At 68.7% G+C, this 16,790-nt stretch carries 16 protein-coding genes; 6 read left to right on the top strand and 10 right to left on the bottom strand.

The features are described from left to right. Positions 1 to 113 precede the first annotated feature (113 nt). Complete coding sequence (locus ARC23_RS11960; protein ID WP_057497418.1) at positions 114 to 524, top strand: hypothetical protein; 411 nt, start codon at positions 114 to 116, stop codon at positions 522 to 524. Between the two features lie 280 nt (positions 525 to 804). On the opposite strand, the gene ARC23_RS11965 is transcribed toward ARC23_RS11960, so the two are convergent. Next, positions 805 to 2,442: an acyl-CoA dehydrogenase family protein gene (locus ARC23_RS11965; RefSeq protein ID WP_057497419.1), complete on the bottom strand. Its 1,638-nt coding sequence runs from the start codon at positions 2,440 to 2,442 to the stop codon at positions 805 to 807. A gap of 113 nt (positions 2,443 to 2,555) precedes the next feature. Here ARC23_RS11965 and ARC23_RS11970 point away from each other — a divergent pair, with 113 nt between their 5' ends. The 4 genes from ARC23_RS11970 to pdeM are packed head-to-tail and all read left to right on the top strand — an operon-like array spanning position 2,556 to position 8,245. Beyond that, on the top strand, positions 2,556 to 3,554 hold the full coding sequence (locus ARC23_RS11970; RefSeq protein WP_057497420.1) for a ligase-associated DNA damage response exonuclease: 999 nt from the start codon (positions 2,556 to 2,558) through the stop codon (positions 3,552 to 3,554). Further along, a complete protein-coding gene (locus ARC23_RS11975) occupies positions 3,551 to 5,158 on the top strand; it encodes an ATP-dependent DNA ligase (RefSeq protein ID WP_057497421.1) in 1,608 nt (535 codons plus the stop codon). Before ARC23_RS11970 ends, ARC23_RS11975 begins: the two co-directional genes overlap by 4 nt. Continuing rightward, the gene (locus ARC23_RS11980) at positions 5,155 to 7,614 is read left to right on the top strand and encodes a ligase-associated DNA damage response DEXH box helicase (protein ID WP_057497422.1); all 2,460 of its coding nucleotides are present in this window, start codon (positions 5,155 to 5,157) and stop codon (positions 7,612 to 7,614) included. The genes ARC23_RS11975 and ARC23_RS11980 overlap by 4 nt, the downstream gene beginning before the upstream one ends. After that, positions 7,604 to 8,245, top strand: a complete 642-nt coding sequence (gene pdeM, locus ARC23_RS11985) for a ligase-associated DNA damage response endonuclease PdeM (protein ID WP_057497423.1) — start codon at positions 7,604 to 7,606, stop codon at positions 8,243 to 8,245. Before ARC23_RS11980 ends, pdeM begins: the two co-directional genes overlap by 11 nt. Before the next feature lies 1 nt (position 8,246). Here the strand turns inward: pdeM and ARC23_RS11990 are convergent, their stop codons facing one another. The 9 genes from ARC23_RS11990 to rlmD form a co-directional block, all read right to left on the bottom strand. After that, positions 8,247 to 8,516, bottom strand: coding sequence for a hypothetical protein (locus ARC23_RS11990; RefSeq protein WP_057497433.1), 270 nt, complete (start codon positions 8,514 to 8,516; stop codon positions 8,247 to 8,249). A 181-nt stretch (positions 8,517 to 8,697) separates the two neighbouring features. Then, positions 8,698 to 9,966, bottom strand: coding sequence for an FAD-dependent oxidoreductase (locus ARC23_RS11995; RefSeq protein ID WP_057497424.1), 1,269 nt, complete (start codon positions 9,964 to 9,966; stop codon positions 8,698 to 8,700). Between the two features lie 100 nt (positions 9,967 to 10,066). Then, entirely contained in the window at positions 10,067 to 10,273 is a 207-nt protein-coding gene (locus ARC23_RS12000) for a cold-shock protein (RefSeq protein WP_005410590.1), read from the bottom strand. 88 nt (positions 10,274 to 10,361) lie between these two features. Next, positions 10,362 to 11,108 (bottom strand): S-methyl-5'-thioinosine phosphorylase, encoded by a 747-nt coding sequence (locus ARC23_RS12005; RefSeq protein ID WP_057497425.1) that lies wholly within the window; start codon positions 11,106 to 11,108, stop codon positions 10,362 to 10,364. Positions 11,109 to 11,190: 82 nt separating this feature from the next. Then, positions 11,191 to 11,745, bottom strand: coding sequence for a hypoxanthine-guanine phosphoribosyltransferase (locus ARC23_RS12010; RefSeq protein WP_005410592.1), 555 nt, complete (start codon positions 11,743 to 11,745; stop codon positions 11,191 to 11,193). After that, on the bottom strand, positions 11,745 to 12,752 hold the full coding sequence (gene nagZ, locus ARC23_RS12015; RefSeq protein ID WP_057497426.1) for a beta-N-acetylhexosaminidase: 1,008 nt from the start codon (positions 12,750 to 12,752) through the stop codon (positions 11,745 to 11,747). Before nagZ ends, ARC23_RS12010 begins: the two co-directional genes overlap by 1 nt. 160 nt (positions 12,753 to 12,912) lie before the next feature. Further along, positions 12,913 to 13,608 (bottom strand): DsbA family oxidoreductase, encoded by a 696-nt coding sequence (locus tag ARC23_RS12020; RefSeq protein ID WP_057497427.1) that lies wholly within the window; start codon positions 13,606 to 13,608, stop codon positions 12,913 to 12,915. Between the two features lie 114 nt (positions 13,609 to 13,722). Further along, on the bottom strand, positions 13,723 to 14,208 hold the full coding sequence (locus ARC23_RS12025; RefSeq protein WP_057497428.1) for a CYTH domain-containing protein: 486 nt from the start codon (positions 14,206 to 14,208) through the stop codon (positions 13,723 to 13,725). 34 nt (positions 14,209 to 14,242) lie between these two features. Further along, entirely contained in the window at positions 14,243 to 15,577 is a 1,335-nt protein-coding gene (gene rlmD / locus ARC23_RS12030; RefSeq protein WP_057497429.1) for a 23S rRNA (uracil(1939)-C(5))-methyltransferase RlmD, read from the bottom strand. Between the two features lie 127 nt (positions 15,578 to 15,704). Here rlmD and ARC23_RS12035 point away from each other — a divergent pair, with 127 nt between their 5' ends. Further along, entirely contained in the window at positions 15,705 to 16,433 is a 729-nt protein-coding gene (locus tag ARC23_RS12035) for a response regulator (protein WP_057497434.1), read from the top strand. Positions 16,434 to 16,790 lie beyond the last annotated feature (357 nt).

Consider the following 16,790-nt stretch of genomic DNA (forward strand, 5'->3'; position numbering starts at 1 on the left):
AGCGGCTTTTTCTTTGCGCCGGTGCCTGCGCGGGAACGCCGGCGTCGCGACCCGGTCTTCACAACGGCATGAATAGGCTGGCGTCCCCATCCATTGCAGCAGCGGAGACCGTCATGAAGATTCGTCCGATCACCACCACCCTGCTGGCCGCCTCCCTGCTGCTGGCCCTGGCCGCCTGCAAGGGCCCGGAGGCCGAACAGGCCAAGCAGGACGCACAGCAGGCCGCCGACAGCGCCGGTGCAGCCGCCCGCGATGCCGTGGACAAGGCGGCGGCCGCCACCCGCGACGCCGCCGACAAGACTGCGGCTGCTTCCGAGCAGGCCGCCGCCGATACCCAGCAGGCGCTGGACAAGGCCGCCGACGCCACCGCCAATGCCGCCGACCAGGCCAAGGTCGCTGCCACCGACGCAGCCGCGCATGCCAGCGACGCCACTGCCGACGCCGCGCAGAAGGTCGCCGACAAGGCGCGCGATGTCGCCAATGACGCCAAGGCCAACGCCGCCAAGGAAGAAGCCAAGCACTAAGCCCTACCGGCAGCCGAGCTCAGGCCCGGCGCCACAGCAAAAGCCGCGGCATTGCCGCGGCTTTTCTGCTTTTCGCTCTCTGCTCTTTCTGTTGATTCCATAGTGGACGGCACGGAAACCGTCCAAGGCCGCGCGGGTAGGTGGCGCAGGGGCGTAAGCGCCATGGATGGCGCGCCCGAGCCTACGCGGACGTGTTCACGGCGGCCCCTGCGCAACCTACCCGCGCGCGCGCCCATACGCATCAGCACCCACCACGAGGGGCTCCGCCGTTGGCCGTCCTCTACGGCAGCGCGCGCGCCAGCATCACCGGCACATCCAACCCCGCCGGCAGCGTCCCGAACGCCAGCCCATGCTCACCGTGCAGCCGGCTGCGCACGAACGCCTCGGCCATCGGGCTGCGCGCGCGCAGCAGCAACGCCGCCTGCAACAGCAGCACGGTGCGCTCGCAGAAGATCCGCGCCTGCGATTCTTCGGGCAGCGGCGCCGCTGACCAGCGCTGCAAGGCCGCTGCATAACGCGCATCCCGGTCGGCCACGGCCGCCAGCTCGCTGCGCAATGCCGCCAGCGCCTCCGGCTCGCGCGACAGCGTGCGCAGCACATCCAGGCACTGGATGTTGCCGCTGCCCTCCCAGATCGAATTCAACGGTGCCTGCCGGTACAGCCGCGGCAGCATCGACTCTTCCACATAACCGGCGCCACCCAGGCATTCCTGCGCTTCATTGACGAATGCCGCCGCACGCTTGCACACCCAGTACTTGCCCAGCGCGGTACCCAACCGCGCCAGCGCTGCTTCATTGGCATCCACGACGGCGCGATCGACCGCACCGGCGATACGCATTGCCAGCACCGTGGCTGCTTCGGACTCCAGCGCCAGATCGGCCAGCACGTTGGCCATCAACGCATGTTCCACCAGCAGCTTGCCGAAGGTGCGGCGATGCCGCCCATGGTGCAGCGCCTGCGCCAGCGCCATGCGCATCTCTGCCGCTGCGCCGAGCATGCAGTCCAGGCGGGTCATCATCACCATGCCGATGATGGTGGCCACGCCACGCCCCTCCTCGCCCACGCGCCATGCCTGCGCGCCGCAGAACTCGACCTCGCTGGAAGCGTTGGCCCAGTCGCCCAGCTTGTCCTTCAGCCGCATCAGCCGGAACGCGTTGCGGTCGCCATCGGCAAGCCGGCGTGGCATCAGCAGGCAGGTCATTCCCGCCGGCGCCTGCGCCAGCACCAGGAAGCCATCGCACATCGGTGCGGAGAAGAACCACTTGTGCCCCACCAGGCGATAGCGTTCGCCGTCGATCGGCTCGGCCCGCGTGCTGTTGGCGCGAACGTCCGAGCCGCCCTGCTTCTCGGTCATGCCCATGCCCAGGGTGATGCCGGCCTTGTCCGCCACCGGCACGTCGCGCGGGTCATACACCGGCGCGGCGGCCTTGCGCGCCCACTCGACCAGATGCGGCTGCGACTGCAGCACCGCCACCGCCGCGTGGGTCATGGTCAACGGGCAGCTGGTGCCGGCCTCGGCCTGGTGATGCAGGTAACTCAAGGCCGCACGCGCAACATGCGCGCCAGGCTGCGGCTCATGCCAGGACAGCCCCGCCACGCCATGCGTCTTCGCGGCGCCCATCAACTGGTGATAGGCCGGGTGGAACTCCACGGTGTCGATGCGATGACCCTGCGCGTCATGCGTGCGCAGACGCGGGCGGTCGCGGTTGGCGTCGAAGCCCAGCGCGTACAGCTCATCGCCTGCCAGCGCACCGTACACGCCCAGCCGCGCCGAGAAGTGCGTGGCTCCCTCGCGCTGCACCGCGTCCATCAGCGCCACATCGTCGGTCCATAGCTGGTGGCCGGCGAACGGCGGAGGCTGGTTCAGCACTACATGGGTTTCAAACGGAGCAACGCTGCTGAAACTGGGTCCACTCATCCGGTCCGTCCTGGTGGCAACAGAGGCGCGTTGCGATTGTGCCGCATCGCCCGCCAAGCCCGCGTTCAGGCCGGTTCTCACCCTGTGCACGAGGGCCCGGCCACAGTGGTGGCATGACAGGCAACGACGATCTGGTGGTGCTGCGCCCTGAGGGGCTCTACTGCGCCGCCGGCGATTTCCATATCGATCCCTGGCGGCCGGTACCGCGCGCGGTCATCACCCACGGCCACGGCGATCACGCCCGCCCCGGCATGGGCGAATACCACTGCAGCAGCGGCAGCCTGCCGATCCTGCGCTGGCGCCTGGGCGAGGTGGCGGTGCAGGCGCACGCCGAGGGCGTGCCGTTCCGCCTGGGCCGGGTACAGGTGTCGCTGCATCCTGCCGGCCACGTGCTGGGGTCCTCGCAGGTGCGCATCGACGACGGGCGGCAGGTCTGGGTAGCCTCCGGCGACTACAAGCGCCAGCCGGACCCGACCTGTACGCCGTTCGAAGTGGTGCCCTGCGATACGTTCATCACCGAAGCCACCTTCGCCCTGCCGATCTACCGCTGGCCGGACACCCCGGCAGTCGCTGCGGAGATCGTGGCGTGGCGCCGCGAATGCGAACAACGCGGCGAGGCGGCGATCCTGCTCTGCTACGCACTGGGCAAGGCACAACGGGTGCTGGCCGAGCTGCTGCCGCTGGACGATCGCCCGGCCTGGCTGCATGGCGCCATCGCCAATGGCGTGGCGGTGTACCGGCAGGCCGGCGTACCGATGCTGGAGACGCTCACCGTGGCCGAACAGGGCCGCCAACCCGATGCCGCCGGCCAGTTGATCCTCGCGCCGCCTTCGGCTGCGGGCACGCCCTGGATGCGCCGCTTCGGCCGCCACCAGCTGGGCTTCGCCTCGGGCTGGATGCAGCTGCGTGGCAATCGCCGCCGCCGCAATGTCGATCGCGGTTTCGTCATTTCCGACCACGCCGATTGGCCGGCACTGCTGCAGACCATCGAACAGACGGGTGCGCAGCGGGTGATCGCTACCCATGGCAATACCGATGCGTTGATTCCGTTCCTGCGCGAGCGCGGCGTGGCTGCCGAAGCCTTCCGTACCGATTTCGGGAGCGAGGAATGAAGGCCTTCGCCGCGCTTTACCAGCGCCTGGATCGCAGCACCGCGACGCTGGACAAGCGTGCAGCGCTGGTCGATTACTTCGGCCAGGCAGGTGCACACGACGCGGCATGGGCGCTGTACCTGCTCAGCGGTGGCAAGGTGGGCGGCGCACGCCGCAAGATCGCCGCCAGCGGCGAACTGCGCGCCTGGATCGCCGAGGAATCCGGACTACCACCGTGGCTGGTGGACGACAGCTACGCGCAGGTCGGTGACCTCGCCGAAACGCTGACCCTGCTGCTGGATGACCCACCGCAGCCTTCGCCAGACCGGCCCCTGGCCGAATGGATCGAGCAGCACCTGCTGGCGGTGGCCAACCAGCCCGAAGTGGTGCGCCGTGCGGCGGTCGTCGCCGGCTGGCAGCAGCTGTGCAGTGGTGAACGCCTGGTGTTCAACAAGCTGCTCACCGGCGCCCTGCGCGTAGGCGTTTCGCAGCGACTGGTGCAGCAGGCGCTGGCCGAATGGTCCGGCCTGGACATCGCACGCATTGCCCAGCGCATGCTCGGCGAGTGGGTACCCTCGCCCGGGCTGCTGGGCCAGCTGCTGTCGCCCGATGAGCTGCCGCTGGACCGCCAGCAACCCTACCCGTTCTTCCTCGCATCGCCACTGGAAGGTGACCCTGCCGAACGGCTCGGCCCGATCGATGACTGGCTGCTGGAATGGAAATGGGATGGCATCCGCCTGCAGCTGCTGCGCCGGCGCGGCGAGGTTGCCTTGTGGTCACGTGGCGAAGAGCGGCTGGATGGCCGCTTCCCCGAAATCGAACAGGCAGCGATGGCGCTTCCCGATGGCTGCGTGCTGGACGGCGAGCTGCTGGCCTGGGACGAAGCCACGGACCTGCCGCGTGCCTTCACCGCGCTGCAGACGCGCATCCAGCGCCGCAAACCCGGTGCGGCCACCCTGCGCAACACGCCGGTGCGCGTGCTCGCCTATGACCTGCTTGAACTCGATGGCGAGGACCTGCGCGGGCTGCCATTGCAGGAACGGCGTACGCGGCTCACCGAGGTCGTCGGTGCGCTGGGCGATGCGCGGATCCAGCTGTCGCCCGATGTTGCCGCCGTCGACTGGCCGCAGGCCGCAGCGATGCGCGAGGTGGCGCGCGAGCGCGGCGTGGAAGGGGTGATGCTGAAGCGGCGCACGTCCCCTTACCAGGCCGGGCGAAGACGCAGCGACTGGTGGAAATGGAAGGTCGATCCACTCACGATCGACGCGGTGCTGCTGTACGCACAGGCCGGGCACGGGCGACGCAGCACGCTGTACACCGACTACACCTTCGGCGTCTGGGACGGCGACACGCTGGTGCCGGTGGCCAAGGCGTATTCGGGCCTGGACGACAAGGAAATCCTCGCGCTCGACCGCTGGATCCGCGCCAACACCCGCGAGCGCTTCGGGCCGGTGCGCAGCGTGCGCGCCGAACAGGTGTTCGAGCTGGGCTTTGAAGCGGTCAACCGCAGCAGCCGGCACAAGTCCGGCATCGCCGTGCGCTTTCCGCGCATCCTGCGCTGGCGCCATGACAAGCCGGCCAGCGAGGCCGACCAGCTGGCCAGCCTGCAGGCGCTGGCGCGATGACCCGCAGCCAGGCACTGCGCCGGCTGGAAGACTGGTTCGCGGCGCGCGGCTGGCGCTCGCTGCCGTTCCAGCGCGCGATGTGGCGCCACTACCTGGCCGGCCAATCCGGGTTGCTGCACACGCCTACGGGCAGCGGCAAGACCCTGGCGATGTTCGGGGGACCGCTGCTGCAGGCGATGATCGATCCGCCGCCGGCACCGCGCCGCGCCAGCGCGGTACGCCCGCTGCAGGTGCTGTGGGTGACGCCGTTGCGTGCGTTGGCCAGCGACACCGCGCGTGCGCTGCAGACGGTGATCGATGGGCTGGGGCTGGGCTGGCGTGTCGGCCTGCGCAGTGGTGATGCCAGCAACCGCGAACGACGGCAGGCGCGCGAGGGCCGCGTCGACGTGCTGGTAACCACGCCCGAATCGCTGGCGCTGCTGCTGAGCTATCCCGATACGCTGCCACGGATGCGCCAGCTGCGCTGCGTGGTGGTGGACGAATGGCACGAACTGCTGGGCAACAAGCGCGGCGTGCTGCTGCAGCTGAACCTGGCCGTGCTGCGCGATGCTGCGCCCTCGCTTCAGTTGTGGGGATTGTCGGCGACGCTGGGCAACCTGGCCCAGGCCCGCGCCGTGCTGCTGCCTGATCGGCCGGATGCCCCCATCGTGCAGGGCGTCCGCTCGCGCCCGATCAGCGTTCGCAGCCTGCTGCCCGAGCCCGGCGAGCGCTTTCCGTGGGCCGGCCACCTCGGCCTGGCGCAGCTGTCGCGTGTGCTGGACGCGCTGATGGCCGCACGCAGCAGCCTGCTGTTCACCAACACCCGCGCGCAGGCTGAGCTGTGGCACCAAGCGCTGGCAGCGGTATGGCCGGAAGACGCCGATACGCTGGCACTGCACCACGGCTCGCTGGATCCGGCGCTGCGCCAGCAGGTGGAAGACGGCCTGCGCGCAGGCGCGTTGCGCTGCGTGGTCGCAACTTCCAGCCTCGACCTCGGCGTGGATTTCCCCGAGGTTGAACAGGTACTGCAACTGGGCAGCCCCAAGGGGGTGGCGCGCCTGCGCCAGCGCGCCGGGCGTGCCCGCCATCGCCCCGGTGCCAGCGGTTCCATCCTGTGCGTGCCCAGCCATGCACTGGAACTGGCCGAGTACGCCGCAGTACGCCGTGCGTTGGCCGACGGCGTGGTCGAAGCGCGCAGGCCGCCGACGCTGTCGCTGGATGTGCTGGCCCAGCACGCGGTCAGCCGCGCCCTGGCGGGCGGCTTCGACAGCACGGCGCTGCTGGCACAGGTCCGGCGTACCCATGCCTTCGCATCGCTCGGCGAAGACCAATGGCAGGCCGTGCTCACGTTCATCGTGCAGGGCGGCCAGGCGTTGGCCCAGTACCCCGATTTCCACAAGGTCGTGCGTGATGCCGATGGGTGGTACCGCATGCACGACCGTCGCCAGGCGCTGCGTCACCGGCTCTCGATCGGCACCATCAGCAGCGATGGCAGCGTGCGCGTGCAGTTCCTGCGCGGCGGCAGCCTGGGCGCCGTGGAGGAACAGTTCGCCAGCCGCCTGCGCCGCGGTGATCGCTTCCAGTTCGCAGGGCGGCTGCTGGAGCTGGTGCAGCTGCGTGACATGACCGCCTTCGTGCGGCTGGCACGCGGGCGCGGTGACGGCGTCGTGCCGCGCTGGCAGGGTGGGCAGCTGCCGCTGTCGATGGCCCTGGGCCGCGAACTGGAAGCGGTGTTGTCCGGTGCCGATGACAGCGCCGAATCACGCTGGTTGGCCCCCTTGCTGGCGCTGCAGGCGCGGCTGTCGGCACGGCCGGACGCCGCTCATCTGCTGGTGGAGGACGTGCGCCGTCGCGAGGGGCAGTTCCTGTTCGTCTATCCCTTTGCCGGCCGCCACGTGCACGAGGCATTGGCGGCCCTGCTGGCGCTGCGTTGTACCCGCCGGCAGCGCAACAGCATCGGCTATGCGGTGAACGATCATGGCCTGGTACTGGCACCGGCGCAGGCCCTGGATCTGGACCCACCGCACTGGCGTGCACTGCTGAGCACCGATCAGCTGCTGGACGATCTGCGTGCAGCAGTGAACCTGGGCGAGCTGGCACGCCGCCAGTTCCGCGGTATCGCGCGCGTGTCCGGCCTGCTGGTACCCAGCCTGCCCGGCGGCATGCCGCGCTCGCTTCGCCAGCTGCAGGCCTCGGCAGGATTGCTGTACGACGTACTGCGCGAACACGATCCGGATCATCTGCTGCTGGCGCTGGCCGAGCGCGAGGTGCTGCACGACAGCCTGGACCTGCCGGGCCTGCAGCAGGTGCTGGCCCGGGTCGGCACGCAGGCGCTGTCGGTGCAGCAGCCGCCCTCACTCACACCCCTGGGTTTTCCGCTCTGGGCCGAGCGCCTGCGCGGGCAGTTCAGCAACGAAGACTGGCGCACGCGCGTGCAACGCGCCGCGCAGCAGCTGGAGCGCCGCCATGGCCGATGAACGGCGGCTGCTCCTTGCCGGCGAGCCCATGCGGTTGCTCGGCAGCCGCGCACTGTACTGGCCGGCGCGCCAGGCCCTGCTGATCGCCGACCTGCACCTGGGCAAGGCCGATGTATTCCGTCGTGCCGGCATCGCACTGCCCAGCGGCGGCACCGTTGACGACCTGAACCGCCTGCAGGCGCTGCTCGATACCCATGCCTGCCGCGAACTGTGGATCCTCGGCGACATCCTGCATGGACCGCCGCATCGCGCGGCATGGCACCGGCAGTGGCTGGGCTGGCGCGAACGCAATGCGGGGCTGGAGGTGCACGTCGTGCGTGGCAATCACGATCGGGACCTGGCGCATGCACAGTTGCAGGTCCGGATCCACGATGATGTCCCGCTCGCGCCCTTCCTGCTGCGCCATGAGCCCGCAGCCGATCCGGCGAGGCATGTGATCGCAGGGCATCTGCATCCACAGATCGCGCTGCCCGCGTTGCGGCGGCGCTTTCCGGCGTTCTGGCTGCGCGACGGGATGACGATCCTGCCCGCCTTTTCCGCCTTCACCGCCGGAATCGTGCCGGTCCCCGCCGCCGGCGAGCGGATGATCGCCTGCGTGGAGGGCGGGCTGGTGGCACTGCCGGCGCGCTGAATCAGGCCGGGCGGACGCCCAGCTGCGGCATCAACTGGAAATCTGCGGTGCCTTCCTCGCGCCGCCGTGGCAGTGCCCGGATCGCGGCGAGCATGTCCTGCGCACAGCTGCGGATGCGTGCGTGGTGCTCTGGCGATGCATGGCTGATCAGGCTGCCGACATGGAACTCGAACACGTCTTCCAGTACGTCGGGCTGGTCTTCGTGCAGCATCTGCAGCAGACCGCGCAGCTTGCAGATTTCCGAATCCAGCTCCTCGACCGCGAACAACATGGCGTCTTTCTCCTCAACATCACGCGGCACATCCGGGCCGCAACAGGCCGCAACGGCGACGACGCCCGGGCCACGCGCGATGTTGATCACGGAAAGGAAAACGGGCGACGCGGCTGTTGCGTGCTCACTTCTTTTCGCATAACCGCAGTGATGCAACCGTTAACTCACGTGACGGAATGCTTCACGCACGCGCTGTTGCGGCGATGACAGCAGGAGCCTCCACGCGGCGCGCCATCGCAGCGATGAAGGCCGGATCCAGCGCCAGCGAACCGAACCAGCCATGCTGGGTGCCGCTGAGCACGCGCAGCATGTGGCCACGACCGCCCGGCAGCTTTCCCATCGGCCCCAGCAGCACATCGCGAGCCTTCGCCCAGGCATCGCGCTCGGACTGGAACAGCGGCGTGAGCCAACGGCTCCAGCGCTGGTACACCGCCACGTGCGCGCGTCGCTGCGCCTGGTAGGCCTGCAATGCTTCAAGGCCAGCACCGTGCCTGCGCAGCGCATCGCGCAGCGCCACCGCATCCAGCAGCGCCATGTTCACGCCCTGCCCCAGCTGCGGGCTCATCGCATGGGCTGCATCACCGGCCAGCACCATGCGCCCCTGGTGCCAACGCGTCATCGCTGCATCGCGGTAGACCGCGCGCGCCAGCTGGCCGGCCTCGCGCAGATGCGCGAAGCGGGCGCTGGCCTGCGGCCACAGCGCGTGCAGCTCGTCCAGCCACGGCGCCATGCCAGCGGCCTGCCAACGCTCGAAGTCGCTGCGTGGCAGGCTCCAGAAGAAGCTCAGTCGTCGCGTATCGTCGCCGGGCCGGGTGCCGACCGGCAGCAGCCCGATCATCTTGCGCGCCGCCACGTAGCGCTGCCGCAGTTCCTGCACGTGCGGCCAGTCTTCGGCCGGCAGCAGGCACCACAGCGCGCCCCACGGATACACACGGTCCAGCGCGGCGCCACCGCCGAGGGCGCCACGCAGGGTCGAGGCGGCGCCGTCAGCGGCCACCACCAGGTCGAACGGGCCGTGCAGTCGACCTTCGCTGTCGCGCACGCGGCCCAGCGCGGTGTCCACGTCGACGATGGTGGTGCCGGCGTGCAGCTGGCCGGCACCGCCACGTGCGTCTTCCAGCAGCGAGAACAGGGCTCCGCGCTGCATGCCCAGGCCATGCAGCCGCGCGTCCAGGCCGTCATAGCGCATGTCCATCACCGCGCGTCCGCACGGCGTGTCGCCATACAGGCGGTGCACCGGCGCGGCGTGTGCACGCACCGCGTCGAGCAGGCCCATCTGCCACAGCACCTGCAGGCCGCTGGGCTGAAGCAGGAAGCCGGCGCCGACCGGTCCCGGCGTCGGCACCCGTTCAAAGATCTCCACCTCGTGACCGTCACGGGTGAACAGGATGGCCAATGCCTGGCCCGCGGTACCGTAGCCGATCACGGCGATGCGCAGTCGTTCCGTCATGCCTGCATTGTGCCCGAGGCGGATGGATCGCGAACGGACCGCGTGCAGCGGGCAAAAAAAACCCCGCCGCAGCGGGGTTTTCAACGCACTGTCGAGTGGGTCACTCGGCCGGCGTGATGTTCGAAGCCTGGGCGCCCTTCGGGCCCTGGGTCACGTCATAGGTGACACGCTGGCCTTCCTGCAGGCTGCGGAAGCCCTTGGAGTTGATGGCGGAGAAGTGCGCGAACACGTCGGCGCTGCCATCCTCCGGCGAGATGAAGCCAAATCCCTTGGCGTCGTTGAACCACTTGACGGTACCGTTCGGCATGGTGATGCGAGACCTTATGCAATGAATGGGTGGTGTACGCTGAACCCGCGCACAAGCTGAGTATGCAAAGCTTGCTCGGGGAAGACAATCACCCCCGTGCCAATTCGCCCACCAGTTCCGGAAGTCCGTTGCTGGCCGCCTGCACGTTGGCCAGCACTTCGGCCATCGTGATCTCCTCGCCCTCCCCGCAGCCGGCGGCCCAGTTGGCGATGATCGCCAGGCAGGCGTAATCCAGCCCCAGCTCCCGTGCCAGCGCGGCTTCGGGCATGCCGGTCATGCCCACCAGGTCGCAGCCGTCGCGGCGCATGCGGGCGATTTCAGCGATGGTTTCCAGGCGCGGCCCCTGCGTTGCGCCGTAGCAGCCACCGTCATGGACCGTGACGCCGGTCACTTTGGCCGCGGCCAGGATCTTGCTGCGCAGCATCGGCGTGTACGGATGGCCGAAATCGACGTGGACCACGTCGGTGCCCTCTTCTTCACAGATCGTGCTGATGCGGCCCCAGGTATAGTCGATGATCTGGTCCGGGCAGGCCAGCACGCGCGGACCAAAGTGTTCGGTGATGCCGCCCACGGTGTTCAACGCCAGCACCCGCTGCGCGCCAAGCTGCTGCAGCGCGGCCAGGTTGGCGCGGTAGTTGATCTTGTGCGGCGGCAGCGAGTGGCCTTCACCATGGCGCGCCAGGAACGCCACGCGGTGGCCGAGCAGCGTGCCCACCCGCACCGGGCCGGACGGACGGCCGAAACGGGTGTCGACTTCGTGGGTCTGCACGTCGTCGAGCTTGGCCAGGTTGTAGACACCGGTACCGCCGATCACGGCCAGGGCGATCTGTTGCATTCAAAGCACTCCATGAAAAGACGAACGCCGGCACCCGAGGACGCCGGCGGCAGACGTGAACGCGCCGCGCGCGGCCGCGCCGTTATTCCTTCATTGCGTAGATGGCCGGCACGCAGCGCAGGGTCTCGTTGACGTCCATGCCGAAGCCGAACACGTAACGATCCGGCAGTTCGATGCCGGCGTAGTCGGCGGTGACGTCCGGCAGCGCGCGGTCGTGCTTCTTCACCGTCATCGCGGCAATGCGCACATCGGTCGCACCCTGCTCCAGGCACCAGGTGCGCACGCCCTGCAGGGTGTAGCCTTCATCCAGGATGTCGTCGACCAGCAGCACGCGACGACCGAACAGCGAAGTGGCCGGCTTGTGCTTCCAGACCAGGTCGCCACCGGTGGTTTCACCGCGGTAGCGGGTGGCGTGCAGGTAATCGAACTGCACGTCCTGGCCGCGCGCGCCCAGCTCAAGCGCCAGCTGGCCGGCGAACGGCAGTGCACCGTGCATGATGGACAGGAACAGCGGCACCTCGCCCTTGTAATCGCGCGCGATGGCGTCGGCGATACCGGCGATGGCCTTGTCGATGGTGGGGCGGTCGACCAGCAGGTCAGCCTGGGCCAGGGCCTGGGAAATGGTGAGGTTGGGCATCAGACGGTTCTTCCAAGGGTTTCAAGCAGACGGGATTGGGTGTCGCCATGGCGGGTATCAGCCAGCAGGCCATCCCAGCCAAGCGCGCCGCGGCCGATCAGGCCCAGCAGCGCAGCAGTATCGAGGGAGCGTCCCTGCACGGCGTGCAGGGCCTCATCGACCAGTTCCGGGTGGCAGACCAGCACCACGTCGCAACCGGCGTCCAGATGGGCGTGCACGCGCGCGGGCACACCGCCTGCGCTGTGCGAGGCGGCCATGCCGATGTCGTCGGAGAACACCACGCCACGGAAGCCCAGCTCGCCGCGCAGGATGTCCTGGATCCAGCGCGGCGAATAGCCGGCCGGCTCCGGCGCCACCTGCGGATAGATCACGTGCGCCATCATCACCGCGTCGGCACCGGCGGCGATGCCGGCCTGGAACGGCACCAGGTCCTGCGCACGCAGTTGTTCCAGCGCGCGCGGATCGATCGCGGTATCGACGTGGGTGTCTTCCAGCACGGTGCCGTGGCCGGGGAAATGCTTGAGCGTGGCCGCCATGCCGACGGCGTGCATTCCACGCACGTAGGCGGCGGTGAATGCGGCCACCACCTGCGGGTCTTCACTGAATGCACGGTTGCCGATGGCGCGATTGCCGCGGCCCAGATCGACCACCGGCGCGAAGCTCAGGTCCACGCCGCTGGCACGCACCTCGCTGGCCATCAGCCAGGCGTGCTGCTCGGCCATGGCCAGCGCCTGCTGCGGATCGGTCGCGTACATCGCGCCGATCTCCTGCAGCGGCGGCAGCGCGCTGTAGCCTTCGCGGAAGCGCTGCACGCGGCCGCCCTCCTGGTCCACGCAGATCAGCTGCGGGCGCGGGGCGGCGGCGCGGATCGCTGCGCTCAGATCGGTCACCTGCTGGCGCGAAGCAAAGTTGCGCGTGAACAGCACCACCCCGGCCACGGCATCGTGCTGCAGCCAGTCGCGTTCCTGGGCGGTCAGTTCGGTGCCGGCAACGCCGATCAGCAGCATGGTCGATCTCCACAACGCGCGCCCGCATGGCGCAGTGCCGCATTGTCGCAGAACCGGCCGACAGGCGCAGTGGTCAGACGAAGGGGAGTGTGGGGTCAGAGCCCCTACGGGGATCTGACCCCGGGGGCGGGTCCCCGCAGGGGCTCCGACCCCGATCTGCTCAGACCTTGCAGCCGTCCGGGCCGCAGGCCTCGTCGTCGCCAGCCGGGGTGGCCGGGGCACCCTGTTCGGCCGCGATCTGGCGCAGCGCGTTGGCAAAGGCTTCGGGCGGCTGCGCCCCGGAAATGGCCCACTTCCCATCGATCACGAAGGTCGGCACCGAGGAAATGCCCAATGCATGGGCCTGCGCCAGCTTGGCCTCCACCTCGGCCAGGCCGCGGTCGGAGGCCAGCATCTGCGCGATTTCACCCCCGTCCAGGCCGCCAGCCACGCCGGCGTTCACCAGCACGGCGGTATCGGCCAGATTCTGGCCCTGCTCGAAGTGGGCGCGGAACAGCGCTTCACCCACCGCGTCCTGCACGCCGTGCTCGCCGGCCAGCCACAGCAGCCGGTGCGCCGGCAGCGTGGTCACCCGCACCTGGCCCTGGCTGAAGTCCATCGGCAGGCCTTCGGCCCGCGCCGTGGTCTGGGTCTGGTTGAGGATCTGCTCGGTACGCTCGACGCCACCGAACTTGCGCACATAGGCCTCGCGCAGCGGCACCGGGGTGGCATCCGCATCCGGGTCCAGCTGGAACGGCTGCCAGTGGATATCGAGTTCAGGCGCATTGGCGCCCAGCAACTGCACACCCTGCTGGAAACGATGCTTGCCGATCCAGCACCAGGGGCAGACCACGTCGGAGTAGATGTCGATTCTCATCCCCCCGACATGGGGCCCGCCTCCCTCGAAAAAAGGGGACGGAGGGGATTAAGTCGTTTCCAGCACAACTGGGGTAAAGACGACTTAATCCCCTCCATCCCCTTTTTTGCTGGGTCACCACTGTGAATAGGGGTGACTGGCGAGGGCGACGTTGTAGTAGCGGGCGTCATCGGTCACTTCGGCGCCGGCCCAGTCCGGCAGGTCGATGACCTGGTCAGCGCTGTCCAGTTCGACCTCGGCCACCACCAGCCCGGCGTTGTCGCCGAGGAACTCGTCCACTTCCCAGGTCAGCCCGGCGTGTTCGACCAGATGGCGGCGCTTGTCGATCAGCCCGCCTACGCACAGTGCAAGCAACGCGCGCGCGTCTTCCACCGGGATCGGGTAGTCGAACTCCTGCCGGGTATGCCCGAGGGTGCGCGACTTCAGGTTCAGCGCGGCATGCTCGCCTTCGATGCGCACGCGCACCGAGGCATTCTGGGTACCGCGGTCGAGCGCGCCCATATCGTTGATGTAGCCCTGCGCCATTGGGATCACCCGATGCGCGGCGGTGCGCCAGCCATCACTGCTGACCAGGAATTTGCGTTCGATTTCAATGCCCATGGCGCAATTATGCGCCACGGGTGATGACAGCCGCTCAGCGCTTCTCGAAGACCGCGATGCTTTCCACATGCGCGGTGTGCGGGAACATGTCCATGGCACCGGCGCTGACCAGGGTGAAGCCCTGTTCGTTGACCAGATAGCCGGCATCGCGTGCCAGTGAGCCCGGGTGGCAGCTGACGTAGACGATGCGCTTGAACTGCTTCAGCGGCAGCTGCTGCAGCACCTCGATCGCGCCCGAGCGCGGCGGATCCAGCAGCAGCTTGTCGAAGCCCTGGCGCATCCAGGTGGTGCTGCGCTGGTCCTGGGTCAGGTCTGCACTGAAGAACTGCGCGTTGGCAAGGCCGTTGCGCTCGGCATTCTCACGCGCACGCGCGACGAGGCCGGCATCGCCTTCGACGCCAACCACCTCGCGCACGCGGCGGGCCAGCGGCAGGGTGAAATTGCCCAGGCCACAGAACAGGTCCAGCACGCGCTCGTCCTCACCCGGCTCAAGCAGGTCCAGGGCATGGGCGATCATCTTCTCGTTGAGCTTGGCGTTGACCTGGATGAAGTCCAGCGGTCGGAACGCCAGTTCGACATCCCACGGCGCCAGCCGGAACGACAGCGGCACGCCCTGCCCGCCCAGCGGATGTACGGTGTCCACTCCGCCCGGCTGCAGGTAGATGGCAAAGCCATGCTGCTGGCCGAACGCGGCCCAGGCAGCACGGTCAGCGTCGCTGAGCGGCTGCAGGTGGCGCACGGTCAGGGCGATGGCCTGGTCGCCGGCAATGAACTCGATCTGCGGGATGTCGCGCTTGCCATCCAGCGACTCGATGAAGGTGGACAGCGCCTCGACCTTGGTGCCGATGTCCGGAATCACCGTCAGGCATTGGCTGAGGTCGGCCACGAAACGGGGGTCCTGTTCACGGAAGCCGACCAGGGTCTTGTCCTTCTTCTCGACCCGGCGCACCGAGAAACGGCCCTTGCGGCGGTAGCCCCAGCTCTCGCCGACCAGCGGCGGCAACACCGCGCCCGGCTTCACATGGCCGATCCGCTCCAGGTTGTCCATCAGCACCCGCTGCTTGGCAACGATCTGCTGGTCCTCGTCCAGATGCTGCAGCACGCAGCCGGCGCAGGTGCCGAAATGCGGGCACTTCGGCGTCACCCGCTGCGGCGAGGCCTGCAGCACCTCGACGGTACGGGCCTCGTCGAAATGACGGCTGCGGGCCGTCTGTTCAGCCATCACCACCTCGCCCGGCAGAGCGCCGCTGACGAAGGTGACCTTGCCGCCCTCGCCTTCACGGCGGGCGACGCCACGACCATCATGGCTGAGGTCGAGGATCTCGGTCTGGAACGGGGTACGGTCGATGCGGGAGCGGGATCGGGCCACGTGGCAACAGGCTGCGGGCAAAAATGGGGGCGTATTGTCGCAGATCCTGGCCGGCAGGGCCCGAAGCCGCTTGCGCCCGTGGCCGCCGTGCTTGATGATTGAGCCAGCTGACATGGAGGCAGCCCTGATGCAGATGACCCCGCGGGCCAGCCGGCCCCGCTTCCTGCTTGTCGAGGACGACATCATCAGCCGCGGTTTTTTCAAGGCGGCGTTGGAAACGTTACCGGCGGACGTGGATACCGCTGATTCGCTGGCCAGCGCGCTGGCCAGTGCCGAACCGGGCGCCCACGATCTGTGGCTGATCGACGTCAATCTGCCCGATGGCAATGGCGCCCAGCTGCTGCGCGAACTGCGCCGTTCACATCCGGACACCCCCGCGCTGGCACATACCGCCGATGGCGATACCTCCATCCACGCGCGCCTGCGCGAAGCCGGCTTCAGCGACACCCTGGTCAAGCCGCTCGGCCGCGACCAGCTGCTGAAGGCGGTACGCCGCGCGCTGGTCAACAGCCCGGCGGGCATCTTCGTGGCCCAGGCACCGGCGGCGGTCGAGCTCCATGTGGAGGACTGGGATGAGACCGCGGCGCTGGCCGCGCTCAATGGCCAGCGCAACCACCTGATCGCGCTGCGCGAGCTGTTCCTGGCCGAGCTGCCGGGCGTACGCGACGCGGTCGAGCAGGCGGTGGACCAGCATGACGAGCGCCAGCTGCGCAGCCAGCTGCATCGGCTGCAGGCGAGCTGTGGCTTCGTGGGCGCGGCACGCTTGGCCCGTGCGGTGCGCCAGTTGCATCATGCGCCCGAGTCCGGGCAGGCCCAGGATGGGTTCCGCGACGCGGTGGCTGCCCTGCTGCATTGAGGGTTGGTCGGCAGGGCTGCGCCCTGCACCCGCCGAGGCTTCAAGCCAAGGCAACAGCAGAAGCAACAACAAAAGCAAAAGCTGGCATTCCGTGGGTTGGCGGGGCGGTGTCGGAGTGCGGGGACGCCGTGAACCCATCCATGGGGGCTTGGCAGCCGCATCCATGCGGCTGACACCCCGCCCTCCGACACCGCCCCACCTCTGACAGTTTCCCGCGATCGGGTAGATCCACGCCATGCGTGGATGAATTTCTGTCAGATATCGAAATCAATCTGGGGTCGGATCCGTTTTCCTGCGGAAAACGGATCCGACCCCATGCCGTCCCGACAGCTCGCGGAAAAACTGTCGAAGGCGGGG

The sequence above is a fragment of the Stenotrophomonas beteli genome (assembly GCF_001431665.1).
In the GTDB taxonomy this organism is placed as follows: domain Bacteria; phylum Pseudomonadota; class Gammaproteobacteria; order Xanthomonadales; family Xanthomonadaceae; genus Stenotrophomonas; species Stenotrophomonas beteli.